At 60.0% G+C, this 16,278-nt stretch carries 20 protein-coding genes; 12 read left to right on the top strand and 8 right to left on the bottom strand.

Annotated elements, in window-relative coordinates:
* Positions 1 to 19: 19 nt before the first annotated feature.
* A complete protein-coding gene (locus tag V6R85_RS04400; RefSeq protein WP_031234240.1) occupies positions 20 to 868 on the bottom strand; it encodes a TIGR01459 family HAD-type hydrolase in 849 nt (282 codons plus the stop codon).
* A gap of 369 nt (positions 869 to 1,237) precedes the next feature.
* Here V6R85_RS04400 and groES point away from each other — a divergent pair, with 369 nt between their 5' ends.
* The 4 genes from groES (at position 1,238) to V6R85_RS04420 (ending at position 4,909) form a co-directional block, all read left to right on the top strand.
* Positions 1,238 to 1,534 carry a co-chaperone GroES gene (gene groES, locus V6R85_RS04405; protein WP_003494080.1) on the top strand — a complete coding sequence of 99 codons (297 nt, stop codon included), beginning with the start codon at positions 1,238 to 1,240 and terminating at the stop codon, positions 1,532 to 1,534.
* Between the two features lie 74 nt (positions 1,535 to 1,608).
* Entirely contained in the window at positions 1,609 to 3,243 is a 1,635-nt protein-coding gene (gene groL / locus V6R85_RS04410) for a chaperonin GroEL (RefSeq protein ID WP_003503181.1), read from the top strand.
* 628 nt (positions 3,244 to 3,871) lie between these two features.
* Positions 3,872 to 4,306, top strand: coding sequence for a hypothetical protein (locus V6R85_RS04415; protein ID WP_003503182.1), 435 nt, complete (start codon positions 3,872 to 3,874; stop codon positions 4,304 to 4,306).
* 156 nt (positions 4,307 to 4,462) lie between these two features.
* Positions 4,463 to 4,909 carry a DoxX family protein gene (locus V6R85_RS04420; protein ID WP_003503183.1) on the top strand — a complete coding sequence of 149 codons (447 nt, stop codon included), beginning with the start codon at positions 4,463 to 4,465 and terminating at the stop codon, positions 4,907 to 4,909.
* A gap of 62 nt (positions 4,910 to 4,971) precedes the next feature.
* Here the strand turns inward: V6R85_RS04420 and hisG are convergent, their stop codons facing one another.
* The 4 genes from hisG to hisS are packed head-to-tail and all read right to left on the bottom strand — an operon-like array spanning position 4,972 to position 8,701.
* Positions 4,972 to 5,664, bottom strand: a complete 693-nt coding sequence (gene hisG / locus V6R85_RS04425) for an ATP phosphoribosyltransferase (RefSeq protein ID WP_003503184.1) — start codon at positions 5,662 to 5,664, stop codon at positions 4,972 to 4,974.
* A complete protein-coding gene (locus V6R85_RS04430; protein ID WP_111781269.1) occupies positions 5,661 to 6,788 on the bottom strand; it encodes an ATP phosphoribosyltransferase regulatory subunit in 1,128 nt (375 codons plus the stop codon). The genes hisG and V6R85_RS04430 overlap by 4 nt, the downstream gene beginning before the upstream one ends.
* Before the next feature lie 16 nt (positions 6,789 to 6,804).
* The gene (locus V6R85_RS04435; protein WP_111833685.1) at positions 6,805 to 7,173 is read right to left on the bottom strand and encodes a VOC family protein; all 369 of its coding nucleotides are present in this window, start codon (positions 7,171 to 7,173) and stop codon (positions 6,805 to 6,807) included.
* A 4-nt stretch (positions 7,174 to 7,177) separates the two neighbouring features.
* Positions 7,178 to 8,701 carry a histidine--tRNA ligase gene (gene hisS, locus V6R85_RS04440; RefSeq protein WP_111833686.1) on the bottom strand — a complete coding sequence of 508 codons (1,524 nt, stop codon included), beginning with the start codon at positions 8,699 to 8,701 and terminating at the stop codon, positions 7,178 to 7,180.
* A 157-nt stretch (positions 8,702 to 8,858) separates the two neighbouring features.
* Between hisS and relB the strand changes: the two genes are divergently transcribed.
* From relB to copM, 5 genes are read left to right on the top strand one after another with little or no spacing between them, the layout of a single operon-like run.
* The gene (gene relB / locus V6R85_RS04445) at positions 8,859 to 9,092 is read left to right on the top strand and encodes a type II toxin-antitoxin system RelB family antitoxin (protein WP_003503188.1); all 234 of its coding nucleotides are present in this window, start codon (positions 8,859 to 8,861) and stop codon (positions 9,090 to 9,092) included.
* The gene (locus V6R85_RS04450; RefSeq protein ID WP_003503189.1) at positions 9,076 to 9,345 is read left to right on the top strand and encodes a type II toxin-antitoxin system RelE family toxin; all 270 of its coding nucleotides are present in this window, start codon (positions 9,076 to 9,078) and stop codon (positions 9,343 to 9,345) included. Before relB ends, V6R85_RS04450 begins: the two co-directional genes overlap by 17 nt.
* Before the next feature lie 6 nt (positions 9,346 to 9,351).
* Positions 9,352 to 10,116 (top strand): hypothetical protein, encoded by a 765-nt coding sequence (locus V6R85_RS04455; RefSeq protein ID WP_003503190.1) that lies wholly within the window; start codon positions 9,352 to 9,354, stop codon positions 10,114 to 10,116.
* A gap of 41 nt (positions 10,117 to 10,157) precedes the next feature.
* Entirely contained in the window at positions 10,158 to 10,550 is a 393-nt protein-coding gene (locus tag V6R85_RS04460) for a hypothetical protein (RefSeq protein ID WP_236775528.1), read from the top strand.
* A 57-nt stretch (positions 10,551 to 10,607) separates the two neighbouring features.
* Complete coding sequence (gene copM / locus V6R85_RS04465; RefSeq protein ID WP_111833687.1) at positions 10,608 to 10,982, top strand: CopM family metallochaperone; 375 nt, start codon at positions 10,608 to 10,610, stop codon at positions 10,980 to 10,982.
* 210 nt (positions 10,983 to 11,192) lie between these two features.
* Here copM and V6R85_RS04470 read toward each other — a convergent pair whose 3' ends face one another.
* Positions 11,193 to 12,110: a LysR substrate-binding domain-containing protein gene (locus V6R85_RS04470; RefSeq protein ID WP_026363679.1), complete on the bottom strand. Its 918-nt coding sequence runs from the start codon at positions 12,108 to 12,110 to the stop codon at positions 11,193 to 11,195.
* Between the two features lie 81 nt (positions 12,111 to 12,191).
* Between V6R85_RS04470 and V6R85_RS04475 the strand changes: the two genes are divergently transcribed.
* Positions 12,192 to 13,235, top strand: a complete 1,044-nt coding sequence (locus V6R85_RS04475; protein ID WP_065694890.1) for a YeiH family protein — start codon at positions 12,192 to 12,194, stop codon at positions 13,233 to 13,235.
* 15 nt (positions 13,236 to 13,250) lie between these two features.
* On the opposite strand, the gene V6R85_RS04480 is transcribed toward V6R85_RS04475, so the two are convergent.
* Together V6R85_RS04480 and V6R85_RS04485 are read right to left on the bottom strand one after the other, a co-directional pair.
* Positions 13,251 to 13,697, bottom strand: coding sequence for a hypothetical protein (locus tag V6R85_RS04480; protein WP_087743401.1), 447 nt, complete (start codon positions 13,695 to 13,697; stop codon positions 13,251 to 13,253).
* A complete protein-coding gene (locus tag V6R85_RS04485; protein ID WP_336377022.1) occupies positions 13,694 to 14,323 on the bottom strand; it encodes a DNA-3-methyladenine glycosylase I in 630 nt (209 codons plus the stop codon). Before V6R85_RS04485 ends, V6R85_RS04480 begins: the two co-directional genes overlap by 4 nt.
* A 237-nt stretch (positions 14,324 to 14,560) precedes the next feature.
* Here V6R85_RS04485 and V6R85_RS04490 point away from each other — a divergent pair, with 237 nt between their 5' ends.
* On the top strand, positions 14,561 to 15,340 hold the full coding sequence (locus V6R85_RS04490) for a L,D-transpeptidase (RefSeq protein ID WP_003503197.1): 780 nt from the start codon (positions 14,561 to 14,563) through the stop codon (positions 15,338 to 15,340).
* Between the two features lie 264 nt (positions 15,341 to 15,604).
* Positions 15,605 to 16,264 (top strand): outer membrane beta-barrel protein, encoded by a 660-nt coding sequence (locus V6R85_RS04495; protein WP_080865871.1) that lies wholly within the window; start codon positions 15,605 to 15,607, stop codon positions 16,262 to 16,264.
* Positions 16,265 to 16,278 lie beyond the last annotated feature (14 nt).

Below are 16,278 nucleotides of genomic sequence, written 5' to 3' on the forward strand. Positions count from 1 at the left end.
TTCCTCAGGCGAGATATCCTCAGGCGAGACGGGGCATCCACCAGCCGGGAGCAGCACCCTGCCCCTTGAGATAGGCGTTGAGAAGCGCCTCGTCCGTCTGGCCGTTCAGCGTATATTCGGCAGCGTGAATGCCGCCGCTGATATAGAGAAGGTTGAGACCGCTCGCAATCGCGCCCTTCACATCCGTCGGCATGCCGTCACCGATGGCGAGCACGCGATCCTTGGCGAAGGCGCCGCGCACTTCCCTGGCCGCAGCTAAGCAGGCTTCATAGATCGGCGCATGCGGCTTGCCGGCAATGCGGACTTCGCCGCCGAGCTGTTCGTAATAGGCGGCCATGGCGCCGGCGCAGGGAATGATGCGCTCGCCGCGTTCCACCACCAGATCGGGGTTGGCGCAGATCATCGGCACCTTGCGGGCAATGAAGCCCTTGAGCATTTCGGTATAGTCTTCGGGCGTCTCCGTCTCGTCGTCGAAGAAGCCGGTGCAGACCACGGATTCCGTTTCCGCCTCGCCGACACATTCGACATCGAGACCTTCCAGCAGCGGCATGTCCCGTTCCGGGCCGAGCAGGAAGACCTTTTTCGGGCCTTCCGCGATCAGACCACGGGTAACGTCGCCCGAGGTGATGATGCGGTCATAGGCCTCATCAGGCACGCCGAGAACGCGAAGCTGGGCGATGACGCCGGGGGCGGGACGCGGCGAATTGGTGATGAGCACCACCGTCTTGCCAGCCTTGCGCGCTTCCCGCAGCGCAACCGCCGCATCCGGAAAGGCGCTCACCCCATTGTGCAGCACGCCCCAGACATCCGAAAGAATAACGTCGAACCCATCAGTGATTTCGCCGAGAGTGAGAATGCGGTGGGCCATGAGATGCTTTCCGGATGCGAGAAGAGGGTGAGCGTCACATCGCAAAGCGGGACGCCGATGGCAAGGAAAAAAGCGGTGCGTGACCGGTCTTCGGCCCCGCCTGACGCAGCATGAACACAAATGTCCCGCAGATGGATGCGACGCGCATCGCGCGAAAAGAATGTCGTCATGGCGCGCATCCGCACATGGGAAATTTCTGTCATGGAACGCTGATAACCATAAGCCATGAAATTTTTCAGACAGGGCGTTCTTGACTCCGGCAGACGCCCTCCTTATCTCGGTTCCGCTGGCACTCGATAAAGGAGAGTGCTAACACCCATCAGGCGAGTTCCAAAAGCTCGCGCAGTCATTTGATCGAGGGATTAGGCAATGACAAGCACCAATTTCCGCCCGCTTCACGATCGCGTCGTGGTTCGTCGCGTTGAATCCGAAGCAAAGACCAAGGGCGGCATCATCATTCCCGATACCGCCAAGGAAAAGCCGCAGGAAGGCGAAATCGTCGCCGTCGGTTCCGGCGCTCGCGATGAGGCCGGCAAGGTCGTCGCTCTCGACGTCAAGGTTGGCGATCGCGTCCTGTTCGGCAAGTGGTCGGGCACCGAAGTCAAGCTCGACGGCGAAGACCTTCTGATCATGAAGGAAGCCGACATCATGGGTATCATCGGCTGATTTCGCCGAACCCATCGTTTCCTTAAATTTCAAGCCGGATCCATTCCGGCCGTTCGAAACCAGGAGTTTTGAAAATGGCAGCCAAAGAAGTCAAATTCGGCCGCTCAGCGCGCGAAAAGATGCTCAAGGGCGTCGACATTCTCGCTGATGCAGTGAAGGTCACCCTCGGCCCGAAGGGTCGTAACGTCGTTATCGACAAGTCCTTCGGCGCTCCGCGCATCACCAAGGACGGCGTTTCGGTCGCCAAGGAAATCGAACTGGAAGACAAGTTCGAGAACATGGGCGCACAGCTCGTTCGCGAAGTCGCTTCCAAGACCAACGACATCGCTGGTGACGGCACCACCACCGCGACCGTTCTGGCCCAGGCCATCGTTCGCGAAGGTGCAAAGGCAGTTGCTGCCGGCATGAACCCGATGGACCTCAAGCGCGGTATCGATCTGGCCGTTGCAGAAGTCGTCAAGGACCTTCAGGCCAAGGCCAAGAAGATCAACACTTCGGAAGAAGTTGCACAGGTCGGCACGATCTCTGCAAACGGCGAGCGTCAGATCGGTCTCGACATTGCTGAAGCAATGCAGCGCGTCGGCAACGAAGGCGTCATCACCGTTGAAGAAGCCAAGACCGCTGAAACCGAACTCGAAGTCGTCGAAGGCATGCAGTTCGACCGCGGCTACCTGTCGCCTTACTTCGTGACCAACCCGGAAAAGATGGTTGCGGACCTCGAAGACGCATACATCCTTCTGCACGAAAAGAAGCTTTCGAACCTCCAGGCTATGCTGCCGGTTCTCGAAGCTGTCGTTCAGACCGGCAAGCCGCTCGTCATCATCGCTGAAGACGTAGAAGGCGAAGCTCTTGCAACGCTCGTCGTCAACAAGCTGCGTGGCGGCCTCAAGATCGCTGCCGTCAAGGCTCCGGGCTTCGGCGACCGCCGCAAGGCCATGCTGGAAGACATCGCCATCCTGACCGGTGGTACCGTCATTTCCGAAGACCTCGGCATCAAGCTCGAAAGCGTTACCCTCGACATGCTCGGCAAGTCGAAGAAGGTTTCGATCTCCAAGGAAAACACCACGATCGTTGACGGCGCAGGCCAGAAGTCCGACATCGAAGGCCGCGTTGCCCAGATCAAGGCGCAGATCGAAGAAACCACTTCCGACTACGACCGCGAAAAGCTGCAGGAACGTCTTGCCAAGCTCGCTGGCGGCGTTGCCGTGATCCGCGTTGGCGGTTCGACGGAAGTTGAAGTGAAGGAAAAGAAGGACCGCATTGACGACGCTCTCAACGCGACGCGCGCTGCTGTTCAGGAAGGTATCGTACCGGGCGGCGGCGTTGCCCTGCTGCGTTCTTCCACGAAGATCACCGTCAAGGGTGCAAACGACGACCAGGAAGCCGGCATCAACATCGTGCGTAAGGCTCTGCAGTCTCTGGTTCGCCAGATCGCAGAAAACGCAGGTGACGAAGCTTCCATCGTTGTCGGCAAGATCCTCGACAAGAACGAAGACAACTACGGCTACAACGCCCAGACCGGCGAATATGGCGACCTGATCCAGCTCGGCATCGTCGACCCGGTCAAGGTTGTACGTACGGCTCTGCAGAACGCAGCTTCGGTTGCTTCGCTGCTGATCACCACCGAAGCCATGATCGCCGAGCTTCCGAAGAAGGAATCGGCAATGCCGCAGATGCCCGGTGGCGGCATGGGCGGCATGGACTTCTAATCAGTCCTGTCACTGGAATAAGAAAGGGCGGTCTTCGGACCGCCCTTTTTCTTTGCCGTCCCTGCACGTTTGACGAAAGGGGCGTCATCTTTGGGCCTGTCCCGGGGATCTGCAACCGATTGATTTCCCGCGACGTGATTAGATCCTCGGCACGAGGCCGAGGAGGACGTCGTCTCTCTTGCGAGAGATGCCTAATAAAATCAACCGGTTGCATAATTCTGAAGGCCGAAAGCGGAAGCGCTCAAATATTGTCCCGTTTTGGAACAGCCGTGATTTTATCCGGCTATTTTTTGCCATCCCATGCAATAATGCGGCAGCGCCATGAGCGAATCACCACCCCATACGGGCCTGATTTCCACTCGGACCGGCTTATAAGTGCGCTATTTAGTTGTGCTTTTTCGCAAATCTCGCGATTTTGAAGAAGAAATACATAATATTTTTGATTTTCTCACTGACTGGTTGTTGTAGGTAGGGGAAAATAAACTATAAGTCAGCCCCCGTAAGGGTTCCGCGACTGGGCGGCGAGCATTGAAGGGGTTTCGATGCTTGGCAAACACGTTCGACTGCGGGTGGCGGTAAAGGTTCAACCTGGCAGTGGCGCTAGAAATGGCGGCGCTGGCACGTGTTCATGCGGGGGCGCGATTTGTTTGAAATATCAAGACGCAACGATGCTCTGCCAACGGCGGTGACGACCACGCCCGATCCCCGGACCATGTCGCATTTCTTCATTTCGGAGGAGTGGAGCAGCGATCTTTCGAGCGGCGTCATCCGGCTCGGCGAACACGCATCATTCATGCACGGCCTGCCGCCGGGCGAGTGCGGGTTGCTGAGCCTTGTCCGCTGTTACGACCGCGCTGACCACGCCCGCGTGCTGGAACTTTTCGAGCAGGTTTCCACGGCGCCCTCACGTTTCTGTTTTTCAACCGGCCTCTCCATCTTGCCGGCAATGCGGCAGCCGGTCATCTGCATGGGTGAATCTTCCGGCTTCGAAGACGGCCAGCAAGGGCGCATATCAGGGCTTTTCCTGTTTCCGCGTCTTGAGGATATTCGCTTCGCCGCCTAAGGCTTTTTGCAGCGATGCCATCCACCGTTCACAAAATGAAGACAATTTGTCTTCTGTTGTTCATCTTTATGGATGAGTGATTTTCCGACATTGATGTCTCCAGACATTGCCCTGCAGATCAACCGGCAACACGCCGATCAATTACCGGAGATATCCATGTCCAGCAGCCAGAACGTTCTCGTTCTCATCGCCCGCATTCTGCTTTCCTTCATCTTCATTACTTCGGGCTTCAGCAAGCTCGTCGATCCGGCCGGCACGGCCGGCATGATCACCGGCGCCGGCCTGCCCGCCGCAACCGCGCTTGCCTATGTCGCAGGCCTGTTCGAACTCGTTGCCGGTCTTGCCATTCTCGCTGGTTTCCAGACCAAAATCGCCGCCTGGGCGCTTGCCGTCTTCTGCGTCTTCACCGGTCTGGTTTTCCACAGCGGCACCGTTGCCGTTCCCGGCTGGCCTGAGCCGGCTCTTGGCTGGATCAACACGCTGAACGGCATCATGATGGTGAAGAACATCACGCTTGCCGGCGCTTACATCCTGCTTGCCGCCTTCGGCGCTGGCGCCTACTCCGTCGACGCAAAGCGCGGCGCGGCTGTGGCCCACGCCTGAGCCAGATAGATCGACCAACAAAAAAGCCGCCGGATCGCTCCGGCGGCTTTTTTTGTCTGGCGTCAGACCGCCGCTCTTATGCGCGACGCGATCTCCTCAACCCTTGCATCGCCATCGTGCTCCGGCTTACGGGCGCGGACAAAGCAGGCCTCCGAACGGACAATGATGCCGTCGGAGAGGATTTTCAGATGATTGGCTTTCAGCGTCGAACCGGTTGAGGTGATATCGACGATGATATCCGCCTGCCCCGCCGCCGGCGCACCCTCGGTCGCGCCAAGGCTTTCAACGATACGGTAAAGCTGGATGCCGTGCTGGCGCGAAAAGAACTGCTGCGTCAGCCGCCAGTATTTGGTGGCGATCGCCAGCCTGCGGCCATGACGGGCGCGGAATTCCGAAGCGACATCGCCGAGATCGGCCATGCTGTCCACATCCAGCCAGATTTCCGGCACGGCGACCACGACGTCGGCATGACCGAAACCGAGGCGGGCGCAGAATTCCACCTGCGCATCGGCATTGGTCAGTCCCTCGCGCACAAGGTCCTCACCCGTCACGCCGAAATCCACCGTGCCCGCGCCGATCTCGCGGGCGATCTCGGAGGCCGACAGATAGGCGATCTCGATATCGTCCCGTCCTTCGATACGGCCGCGATAGGAGCGGTCGTTGCCGACTGCCGCGACCTTCAATCCGGCGCGTTCCAGAACGGCGGAAGCGTCTTCCTTCATACGGCCCTTGGAGGGCAATGCGATGGTGATCATGGCTTGTCGCTCCCCCGCACCGCTTCGATGCGATCCAGCCAGAGCGAAAAACCCACAGCCGGTATTTTTTCCTGTGCGCCGAGCAGCGTCAGCAGCCGGTCGAAACGGCCGCCACCGGCCAGAACGCTGTCTCCACCCGCTTCCACCACCTCGAAAACAAGGCCGGTATAATAATCGAGCGGACGGCCGAAGGCCGCGCCATAGGTGACGGTCTCAAGATCGACACCGGCATTGGCAAGGGCTGCGACACGTTTGTCGAAAGCGGAAAGCGCGCCGTCAAGTTTCAGCTTCGCCTTTGCGGCAAAATCAGCCAGAACCTGCGAAGCCTGCGGCAGGGGCGCTTTCAGGGCCAGAAACTGCTTGAGCAGCGCGAAGCTATCATCCGGCAGGCGGGTGGCCGCAAGCGCCAGTTTCTCCCGCAGACGGCGGGCGATTTCCTGCGGCGAACGGCTGGCATTGGTGGAATAGCCGGTCTCTTGCATCACCGTATCGAGATAATCGACCAGCACCGCCTCGTCGCCAGTCGCCAGCAGGCCCGCGACCCGGGCATCAAGACCGGTCATCGGCTTGGGATGCACGAGGCTTTCCAGCAGCGCGTCGAGCTGCGCCATATCGCCAAAGGCCTGCACCAGCCGCTTCTGCCAACCGAGCGGCAGTCCAAGGGCGGCAACCACCGCCTCGAACACCTGCTGATCACCCAGCGTGACGGCAAGCGCCCGGCCCGGCAGCAGGCGCTGCAGAATACCGGTCGCATCGATGACGGCACGGGCATCGGCAGCGGCAATATCGGTATCGCCAAGGTCTTCGATACCGGCCTGATAAAACTCGTTCGCACCCTCACGGCGCTGGCGGAAGACCTCGCCGAGATAGGAATAACGCTTCGGCGTGCCGGTCGCCGTCTCGATATGGCGCAGGCAAACCGGGATGGTAAATTCGGGGCGAAGGCAAAGACTCGTCCCCGTCTCGCTCTCCGTCATGAAGATACGGCGGCGCAAATCCTCGCCGGCCATATCCAGAAACGGTTCGGCGGGCTGGATGACGGGCGTGTTCACCCGGCTCGTGCGGCGCGCGGCGAATTCTTCCAGTAGCTCTCCGGAAAATTCCGGCATGTCGATCAGGGGCATGAAACGGTACTTTTCGTCACGGTTCGAGCGGTTGCATCAATTCGATACGGTTTCCGAAGGGATCATGGACATAAAACCGGTGATATCCTTCAAACGGCTCATCCTCAATCACATGGCAGCCCGCAGTTTCAAGTGTTTTTCGCAAGATCACCAGATCATCGACCAGAAAGGCCGGATGGGCTTTCCGCGCCGGCCGGAAATCCTGCTCAACGCCAAGATGCAGCTTTATCGGGCCGCAGGTAAACCAGCATCCGCCACGCGCGGCCAGATTAGCGGGTTTGACCTGCTCCGCAAAGCCAAGCAGGCCGCCATAAAAGGCACGCGCCTCATCTTCGCGGCCCGCCGGCATCGCCAGCTGAACATGGTCGAGCGCAAGGATCGCCATGGCTTCAGCGCCCTTCGGCGGCGCGGCGAACGTCCTCTGCCTGATGCTCCAGAATCTCGCGGACCTTCGCCACCAGTTCGGCCTCCGGCACGCTGACCTGCGCCACGCGCGCCTCGCGCCAGCTGGCATTGTCCTCGATTTCGCCGGAGAGGCGCTTGCCTTCGATCAGATCCTTGATCTGGACCACGCCTTCGGCACGCTCGTCACCGCCCTGGATGATGGCGATGGGGGAGCCGAGACGGTCGGCATATTTCAGCTGGTTGCCGAATTTCTTCCAGTTGCCCTGGTACATTTCAGCACGGATGCCCTCGGAGCGCAGCGCCTGCGTGAAGCGCTGGTAACGGCCCATGCTTTCCACATTGCCATCCATGACGGTGATCAGAACCGGTGCGAGCGGCTTGACCTGGCCGAGCTTGCCGAGGTTCTTCAACGCCGTCATCAGGCGCGAAACACCGATGGAGAAGCCCGTGGCCGGAACCGGCTGGCCCATGAAGCGCGAGACGAGACCGTCATAACGCCCGCCGCCGCCGACCGAGCCGAACACGACCTTTTCGCCCTTTTCATTGGTGACATCGAAGGACAGCTCGGCCTCATAGACCGGGCCGGTATAATATTCGAGGCCGCGAACGACGGAGGGGTCGATCTTGATGCGCGTCGCATCGTAACCGGCACCGGAGACCAGAGCGCCGATGATGTTCAGTTCATCAACGCCTTCCGCGCCTTTCGAGGTGCCCGCAACCAGTTTCGCCAGATCATCGGCGCTTGCCGTATAGTCCTTGATGCCGACGAAAAACAGGACCTTTTCGATCTGCTCCTCGCCAAGGCCCGCGCCCTTGGTGAAATCACCGGACTCGTCCTTGCGACCGGGACCGAGCAGCAACCTCACCCCTTCAGGACCGAACTTGTCGAGCTTGTCGATGGCGCGCAGCACATTCAGACGACGGCCGGCATTTTCCTCGCCGCCGAGGCCGATGGCTTCCATGACGCCATCAAGCACCTTGCGGTTGTTGACGCGAATGACGTAATCGCCGCGCTTGATTCCGAGCGCTTCCAGCGTATCGGCCATCATCATGCACATTTCGGCATCGGCCTGCACGCCGGCGGCGCCCACCGTATCGGCATCGAACTGCATGAACTGCCGGAAGCGGCCGGGGCCGGGCTTTTCATTGCGGAACACGTAGCCAGCGCGATAGGTGCGGTATGGCAGCTGGATTTCGTTGAAGTTTTCCGCGACATGACGGGCGAGCGGCGCGGTCAGATCGTAGCGCAGGCTCATCCACTGATCGTCGTCATCCTGCAGCGAAAACACGCCTTCGTTCGGACGGTCGCTATCGGGCAGGAATTTGCCGAGCGCATCGGTATATTCGAACAGCGGGGTTTCCACCGGATCGAAGCCGTAGAGCTCATAGACCTTGCGGATCTTCTCGATCATCTCATTCACGGCATGAATATCGGCAGCCGTTCGATCCACGAAGCCGCGCGGCAGGCGGGCTTTCAGTTTCTGAGGCTTTTTTGCTTTTTCGCTCATGGGGCCGATCCGATATTTTCCTGAAATTATGCCGGTGTATTAGAGGATGAAGCCCGGTGCGGCAAGCCGCAAAGGCTCCGGTTTTGCTGGCTCACGCAGCCAGGCGGTGCTATATGGGATACATGTATCCCAATTCGGATCGGGAAGGACGCGACCCATGAGCAAACAGACGGCCATCCGCCTGCCTGATGAGACCTATGAGCGGCTGAAGGCGCTTTCCGAGCGCACCGGCCGCACATCCGCCTATTACATCCGCGAGGCGATCGAGAAACATATCGAGGATATGGAAGATCTTTATCTTGCGGAGGAGGCGACGCGGCAGCGCATCGCCAATAAAGAACGCACCTATACTCTGGAAGAAGTGATGCGTGATCTTGATCTGGAAAATTGAGTTTCAGCGCGCTGCCGTCAAGCAACTGGGCGCTTTGACGAAAAGCGATGCCAATCGCATCGTTTCTTTTCTGACGGACCGCATTGCCAGAGATGGCAACCCTCGAAGGACCGGCGCCGCCCTTCAAGGCTCCGAACTCGGAAATTTCTGGCGCTACCGGGTGGGCGATTACCGCATCATCTGCGATATACAGGATCACAAGCTCGTCGTGCTGGTGGTCGAAATCGGCCATCGCCGTGAAATCTACCGATAGGCATTCATGATCCTCGAAGCCCTGCAATATGCCGCCACACGCGCGGTCACGCCGAAAGAATTCCGGCCGCATATACGCTATTCCGTCAACCTCTGGGCGCGCGCCAACCGCTGCGCCAACGCCTGGGCAGAGCATGAAAACAACAGCCGGCAATTCGTGCTGCAATCGGCCGGAAAGCTGAAGCAGCGGCGAACGGCGGTGGTGCTGGGCTCGGGCCTGTTGCGCGATGTGCCCTATGATGCGCTGGTGGCGATGTTCGATACCGTCGTGCTGGTCGATCTGGTGCATCTCGCCAGCGTGCAGGCAAAGCTGCGCCTCAATGCCAAAAAGAATGTCCGCATCGCCAGTCGCGATCTTTCCGGTTTTGACGATGTTCTCGCCGGCCGGCCGGCCGAACCGCTCGATTTCCTGCGGCGGGTGCCCTATCTCGATCTCGTGGTATCGGCCAATCTCCTGTCACAGATCGGCACCGGTGCGCGCCACCGGCTGGAGCGGGAAAAGATCGCAGATGCCCCGGACGATCTTCTGCCGAAGCTCATTCACACCCATCTGGAAGCGCTGGCTGGCCTGCCCTGCAAGGCCTGCCTGATAACCGACACCTCCTTCGACGTCATCGGCAAGGATGGTAATCTGCACCAGCACGAAGACCTGCTGCATGGCATCGAGCTTCCTGCGCCCGCCGCCGCATGGGAATGGCCGCTTGCCCCGTTTGGCGAGGAAAGCAGGGATTACCGCATCGTGCATCACGTCATTGCGCGCGAACTCACCTGATCGTCATGCTTATTCCATAATTTCCGCGGTAAATTCACGCCATGTCCCAGGTGGTCCGCACATTGATGTTCCTTGCCTGCCTGCTTTACGGCGCAATGCCGGCGCAGATGGCGATGAGCATGCCGACGGGCATGGCGGCTTCCTCACAATCGCCGATGAAACACGACGATGCCCATTCGCATCATGCAGATGATCGGGACCACGGCTCTCAAAAACACGCGGAGAATGCGGCCCATAAAGCGGAAACGGGCGGTTGCTGTCCGCATGGTGACAATGCCGCCCATCCCGGTTCCTGCGCCGCGTGCCTGATCGTGGTTCCACGAACCATCTTCGCCGATAGCGGATGCATGACGTTTGCCTATCCGAAGCCGCAACGCGGCATTGCCTTCGACGGCAAGGCTTTCGCCCCGCCGCTGCCGCCTCCCCGCGCCTGACCGCAGATTTTTTCAGACCACCATCGAAAAATCCGTCAGACACAGGAAGGATAATCCATGTCTATCAAGACCATGACGCTCGCCGTCGCTTTCGCAGCCTCTCTCGCCATGCCCGTTTTTGCACAGGATGCGGGCGGCCATGCCGGACATGACATGTCAAAAGGCACGATGAGCGACAGCGCTTCCACCAAGGCCTTCATGGAAGCCAGCAAGAAAATGCATGGCGATATGGCCATCGATTATAGCGGTGATGCCGATGTCGATTTCGTGCGCGGCATGATCCCGCACCATCGGGGCGCAATCGATATGGCCAAGGTCCAGCTAGAATACGGCAAGAATCCGGAAATCCGCAAGCTGGCTGAAGAGGTGATCAAGGCGCAGGAAGGCGAGATCGCCATGATGAAGGCCTGGCTGGAGTCCAAAGGCAAGTGATTGATGCTGACGAATGGGGAACGCCGGTTGCGGCGCTCCCCTTTTCTTCTCCCCGCCGGGGAGAAGGTGGCCCGAAGGGTCGGATGAGGGGGCAAGCTCTCCGAATATTTCGACCGTCGCCCCCTCATCCCGCTGCCGCGGACTTCTCCCCGGCGGGGAGAAGAAGCAGGCGGCGGCCTTCCCATGCCAACGGTGCCACTCGCCACTCTGCTACAATCCCGCAAGGCCGGCCTTGTAATCCTCCGACGCCGCCCGGCTGAGGCGCTCCAGTTCCATCGCGGCCCGGCTGGTGTGACGTTCCTTGTGACGCAGCAAAGCGAAGTTGCGGGCAGGCAGATCGATGCCGGCGCGGACGAGCAACCCTTGCCGCAGGAACAGGGATGCCACTGAGGCGGACACCGCCGTGGCGGCGCCCCCGGAACGCGCCGCCATCACCACCGCCTCATTGGACGGCAGTTCCAGCATGACGGACAGTTCAGCGGGATCCACCCCCATCTGCCGCACGGCCGCCTCGAAGGCGGAGCGGGTGCCGGAGCCCTGTTCGCGCAGCACCCAGGAGGTGCCATAGAGCATATCGAGCGCGGTGAGGTAACGACCATCGGCAAAGGGGTGGGCCGAACCGGTGACGACCAGCAGCTTGTCGGAGACGACGGGCTGCACCATCAAAGCCGGCTCATCAATCCTGCCTTCGATGAAACCGACCTCCGCCAGACCGTCAAGCACCGCCTGCGTCACCGTCTTGGTATTGCCGATATCAAGCCGCACGGTCACGCCGGGATAGAGTTTCTTGAACTGCATCAGGATCGGCGGCAGCCAGTAGCTTGCAATGGTCTGGCTGGCGCAGACGGTGATTTCACCACGCGTCAGCCCGCCCATTTCGGAGAGAATCAATTCCGCATTGCGCACACGCGCCAGCGTCGCCTTGGCTTCACCCAGAAAAACCCGACCGCTTTCGGTCAATTCAATGTTGCGGCCGACGCGATGGAACAGCTCGACATTATAAAATGCTTCGAGATTCTTGATGGCGGAGCTGACGGCGGAGGCGGTCAAACCGATGGCTTCTGCGGCCCTTGTGAGGTGTTCGCGTTCGGCAACGGCGATGAAGATGCGGAGCTGTTCAAAGGTCATGATCATTCATTCGATTTTATCGAATAATATATGCCATATTATTTGATAGAATAAAACAGGCGGCTGCGGCATTGTCTGGCCATGGCACAACATCGCACCCTCGCTCATCCCTTTCAGTTTTCGCTCCGCTGGCTTACCCCGCTTCTGCCGGGAATTCTCATCTGCGCGGCGGTCAGCTGCGCCGCCATTCTGGCGGAGCGCTTTCAGGTGCGGCTTGCGGGCCACGCATGGCTTGGCGATCTTGTGCTCGCCATTCTGATCGGCACGCTGCTGCGTTCGCTGGTGTCTCTGCCTGCCGTCGCTTCGGCCGGTATAAAGTTCAGCGCCAAGACGCTGCTCGAAATCGCGGTGGCGCTTCTTGGCGCATCCCTGAGCCTTTCCATCCTCAAAGGCGCAGGCGGCTTGCTGATCGGCGGCATTGCGCTGATCGTCGCGCTGTCGCTGGTCGTGAGCTACGCGGCCGGACGAATGCTGGGCCTGCCACCCAAGCTCGCGACGCTGATTGCCTGCGGCAACTCCATCTGCGGCAATTCCGCCATTGCCGCCGCAGCGCCCGCCATTGGCGCCAAGCCGGAAGATGTTGCCGCCTCGATTGCCTTTACCGCGGTTCTCGGCGTCGCCGCCGTTCTTTTGATGCCGTTCCTGCCGCAGCTTTTGGGTCTCGATGCCACCCAATACGGAATTTTCGCCGGCCTGACGGTCTATGCCGTGCCGCAGGTTCTGGCGGCCACCGCCCCGCTCGGCGCGATCGCCGTGCAGACCGGCACCATCGTCAAGCTCATCCGCGTTTTGATGCTGGGGCCCGTGATCGCTGCCCTCTCCGTTATCCACGGCCGGTCCGACAAGGGACGCCTGAAGCTGCAGCAGATGGTTCCGTGGTTCATCATCGGCTTCGTGCTGATGATCATGGCCCGGTCCTTCGGCCTTATTCCCGAGGCTCTGATCGGCCCCGTCGCCTCGCTCTCCAACATCCTCACCATCATGTCGATGGCGGCTTTGGGCCTTTCGGTCGATATCCGCAGCCTGCGCCATGCCGGCGGCAAGGTCATCATCGCCGCCAGCCTGTCACTCGTGCTGCTCTGTGTTCTGAGTTTCGGCCTGATTGTGCTGACCCAGGCGGCCTGAACAAAAGGCGGGCCGTTATTTTCCGGTGCTGACCGTCAACGTGTAGTGCGCGCCCAGCCCACGGCGCGGTGATCCCAGAATAAGCGTCGGGCGGATCAGCCATTCCGTATCCGCCTTCGGCGTCAGCGTCGCGACCTTGCCTTCGGAATCGCTGAAGAAGATCGCATCCTCATCCGGCGTCGAAAAATCGAAGACCGCCATCAGGACGAATTCGCTGGAGGCGGCAAGCTCGATCTTCACCGTCTGCCCGGCCTTCACCTTCAGGCGATAGACATCGCCGCGCCCGCGCCGCGTCCAGCCGTCAAGCTTCAGCGGGCCGGCCGGTGGCAGCGCCACTTCCTTCAGCCTTTCGCCGTCATCCAGCCAGATGCCGTCGACATTGCGGCCTTCTTCGGCGAAGGAGGAATGCGGCACGGCGGCCACGACCATGGTGAGAGCCAGGAGAAGGGAGGTTACCTTCATGGACGTACAAACTCCCGCCGCATGACCTCTATCGGCTGGCGGCAATGACAGCCTTCGATATGATCGTTGACCATACCCATGGCCTGCATGAATGCATAGACGGTCGTCGGGCCGACGAAAGTCCAGCCCCGCTTCTTCAGATCCCTGGAAAGACGAGTGGAGGCGGCGCTGGTGGGGTTGGCCCTTAACGTCGCATAGTCGAGCCTTTGCGGCCTTTCTGCGGCAGCGGGTTCGAAACCCCAGAAATAACGCGCGAGCGAACCGAATTCGTCGCGCAGCGCCACGGCGCGGCGGGCATTGTTGATGGTCGAAACGATCTTGCCGCGATGGCGGATAATGCCCTTGTCGGCAAGGCAGCGCTCGATATCGGCCTCGCCGAACTCAGCCACCTTTTCGAATTCGAAATTGGCGAAGGCAAGACGGAAAGGCTCGCGCTTGCGCAGAACCGTCAGCCAGGAAAGGCCGGACTGAAAACCTTCCAGACAGATCTTCTCGAACAGGCGGCGATCATCGGTGACGGGATAACCCCATTCCTCGTCGTGATAACGGCTGTAATCTTCCAGCCCCTGCTGCCAGAAACACCGCACAAGGCCATCCGCGCCCGTTTCAAGTCCCGCTTCGCTCATTGTGCCGACAATCCCTTTCGCTACCGCTCGCAAGCGGTGTGAACCTGCGCGCTTACCACTCATTCACCACGTTTCAAAACCGGGCGCTAACCTTAAATCCAGCTTTCCCTAATCAAGCGCTTTTTAATGAACAGCCATTTACGATTCGCTGGCGTCGAGGTGCGAACGTGTCCGGCAAAGCGGACGAACAGTCCCGCAAATTCATAGTTGCGACATCCCGCAGAGAGAGTCCACCCGATGCCGATGAAGTCCGTTTTTCTGGCGCTGAGCCTCGTTTCCACCCTCGCCGTCCCGGCCGCCATGGCCAATGAGCGTTATCGCGAGCGTCCGCCCGTCGTCGTCAGCCCGGACCTTTCTGCCCCTTGGGTAACCCAGCTCGGTGGCCGCGGCAATGTTCGACCCGTGGTCTATCCGCGCGCGCCTGCCGCACGCCAGCCGCTGTTCCAGCAGCGCCAGGCGGCCGCCATGCCGCAGCGACCCAGCTCCGGCGTCACATCGCAGCGCCCGGCACGGGTGCAGAATGCCGCCGTCCGCCCGAACGCACCGGTGCGCACCCAGATCGCGCCGCAATTCCTGCCGCAGATCGTGAACTATGACACCGCTGAGAAGCCCGGCACCATCGTCATCGATACGCCGAACCGCTTCCTCTATCTCGTGCTCGCCGATGGCAAGGCCCGGCGTTACGGCGTCGGCGTCGGCAAGCCCGGTTTCGAATGGGCCGGAACCCACAAGGTGACCCGCAAGGCAGAGTGGCCGAGCTGGACCCCGCCGAAGGAAATGATCACCCGCGAGGCGGCCAAGGGACATTACCTGCCGGCCTTCATGGAAGGCGGCCCGGCCAACCCGATGGGCGCGCGCGCCATGTATCTCGGCTCGACTCTTTACCGCATTCACGGCACCAATCAGCCCTGGACGATCGGCAGCAACAATTCCTCCGGCTGCATCCGCATGCGCAACGAGGATGTCACCGATCTTTACGAGCGCGTGAATGTGGGAACCAGGGTCATAGTGATATGATGGCAACGGTTCAGTCATTCCGGCCGCTGCAGGGCCGGAATGGCGGCGTATCCGCTTGAATTGCCGCCTTGCAGCGGTACAATCCGGCTCACTTCAATGAAATTGAGACTTGGCGGGGGACGCCAGGCGCCGGACCTCTCTCAGGGGGATGACGGAACGGCCTTAAAACGGGTGGTCAATAGACCGCCCGTTTTTCGTTTCTGTCATTCAAATGTTATCAAAAAACGCTTTGGTGAATTACTGATATCAATCTGGATTCACTTCATGTCGCGCCATACTTTATTTGTTTGCGCCCTGCTCTGCAGCGGCGTTTCCTTCTCTGCCGCAATAGCGGGCGAACTTGAAATTTCCGGTTACGGCGGCTGGCAAAGCGCGCCGCACAGCGATGTGAAGGTTTCCGACGGGCCGGATTTCCGGGCCGGATGGGAAGGAAAGTCCTTTTCCAACCCGCCCTATTGGGGCGTGCGCGGCACCTACTGGTTCGATGAGGGCCAGCTCCGGAATTTCGGTATTTCGCTCGATTTCACCCATGACAAGGTCTATGCCGACGACCAGACGCTTGCCCGCTCCGGCTGGTCGCATTTCGAATTCACCGACGGCCTGAACCTTTTGACGCTGAACGCGCTCTACCGCTTTCCGCTGGAATCCCTGCCGATCACCCCTTACGTCGGCGCCGGCGTCGGCATCAATGTGCCGCATGTGGAAGTATATCGTCCCTCGGGCAAGACCTTCGAATACCAGTTCGGCGGCGCAACCCTGCAGGCGCAGGCCGGCCTCAGCTACCGCATCACCGACAATTGGTCGACCTTCGTGGAATATAAGGGCACTTATTCCTTCGTCGACGTCGATATCGACAATGGCGGCTCGTTGAAGACCGATATCATTACCAATGCGGTGAATTTCGGCGTGGCGTATAAGTTCTAGTATCGGAGTAACCA

It is taken from the genome of Agrobacterium sp. CCNWLW32, from assembly GCF_037083425.1.
Lineage (GTDB): Bacteria > Pseudomonadota > Alphaproteobacteria > Rhizobiales > Rhizobiaceae > Agrobacterium > Agrobacterium radiobacter.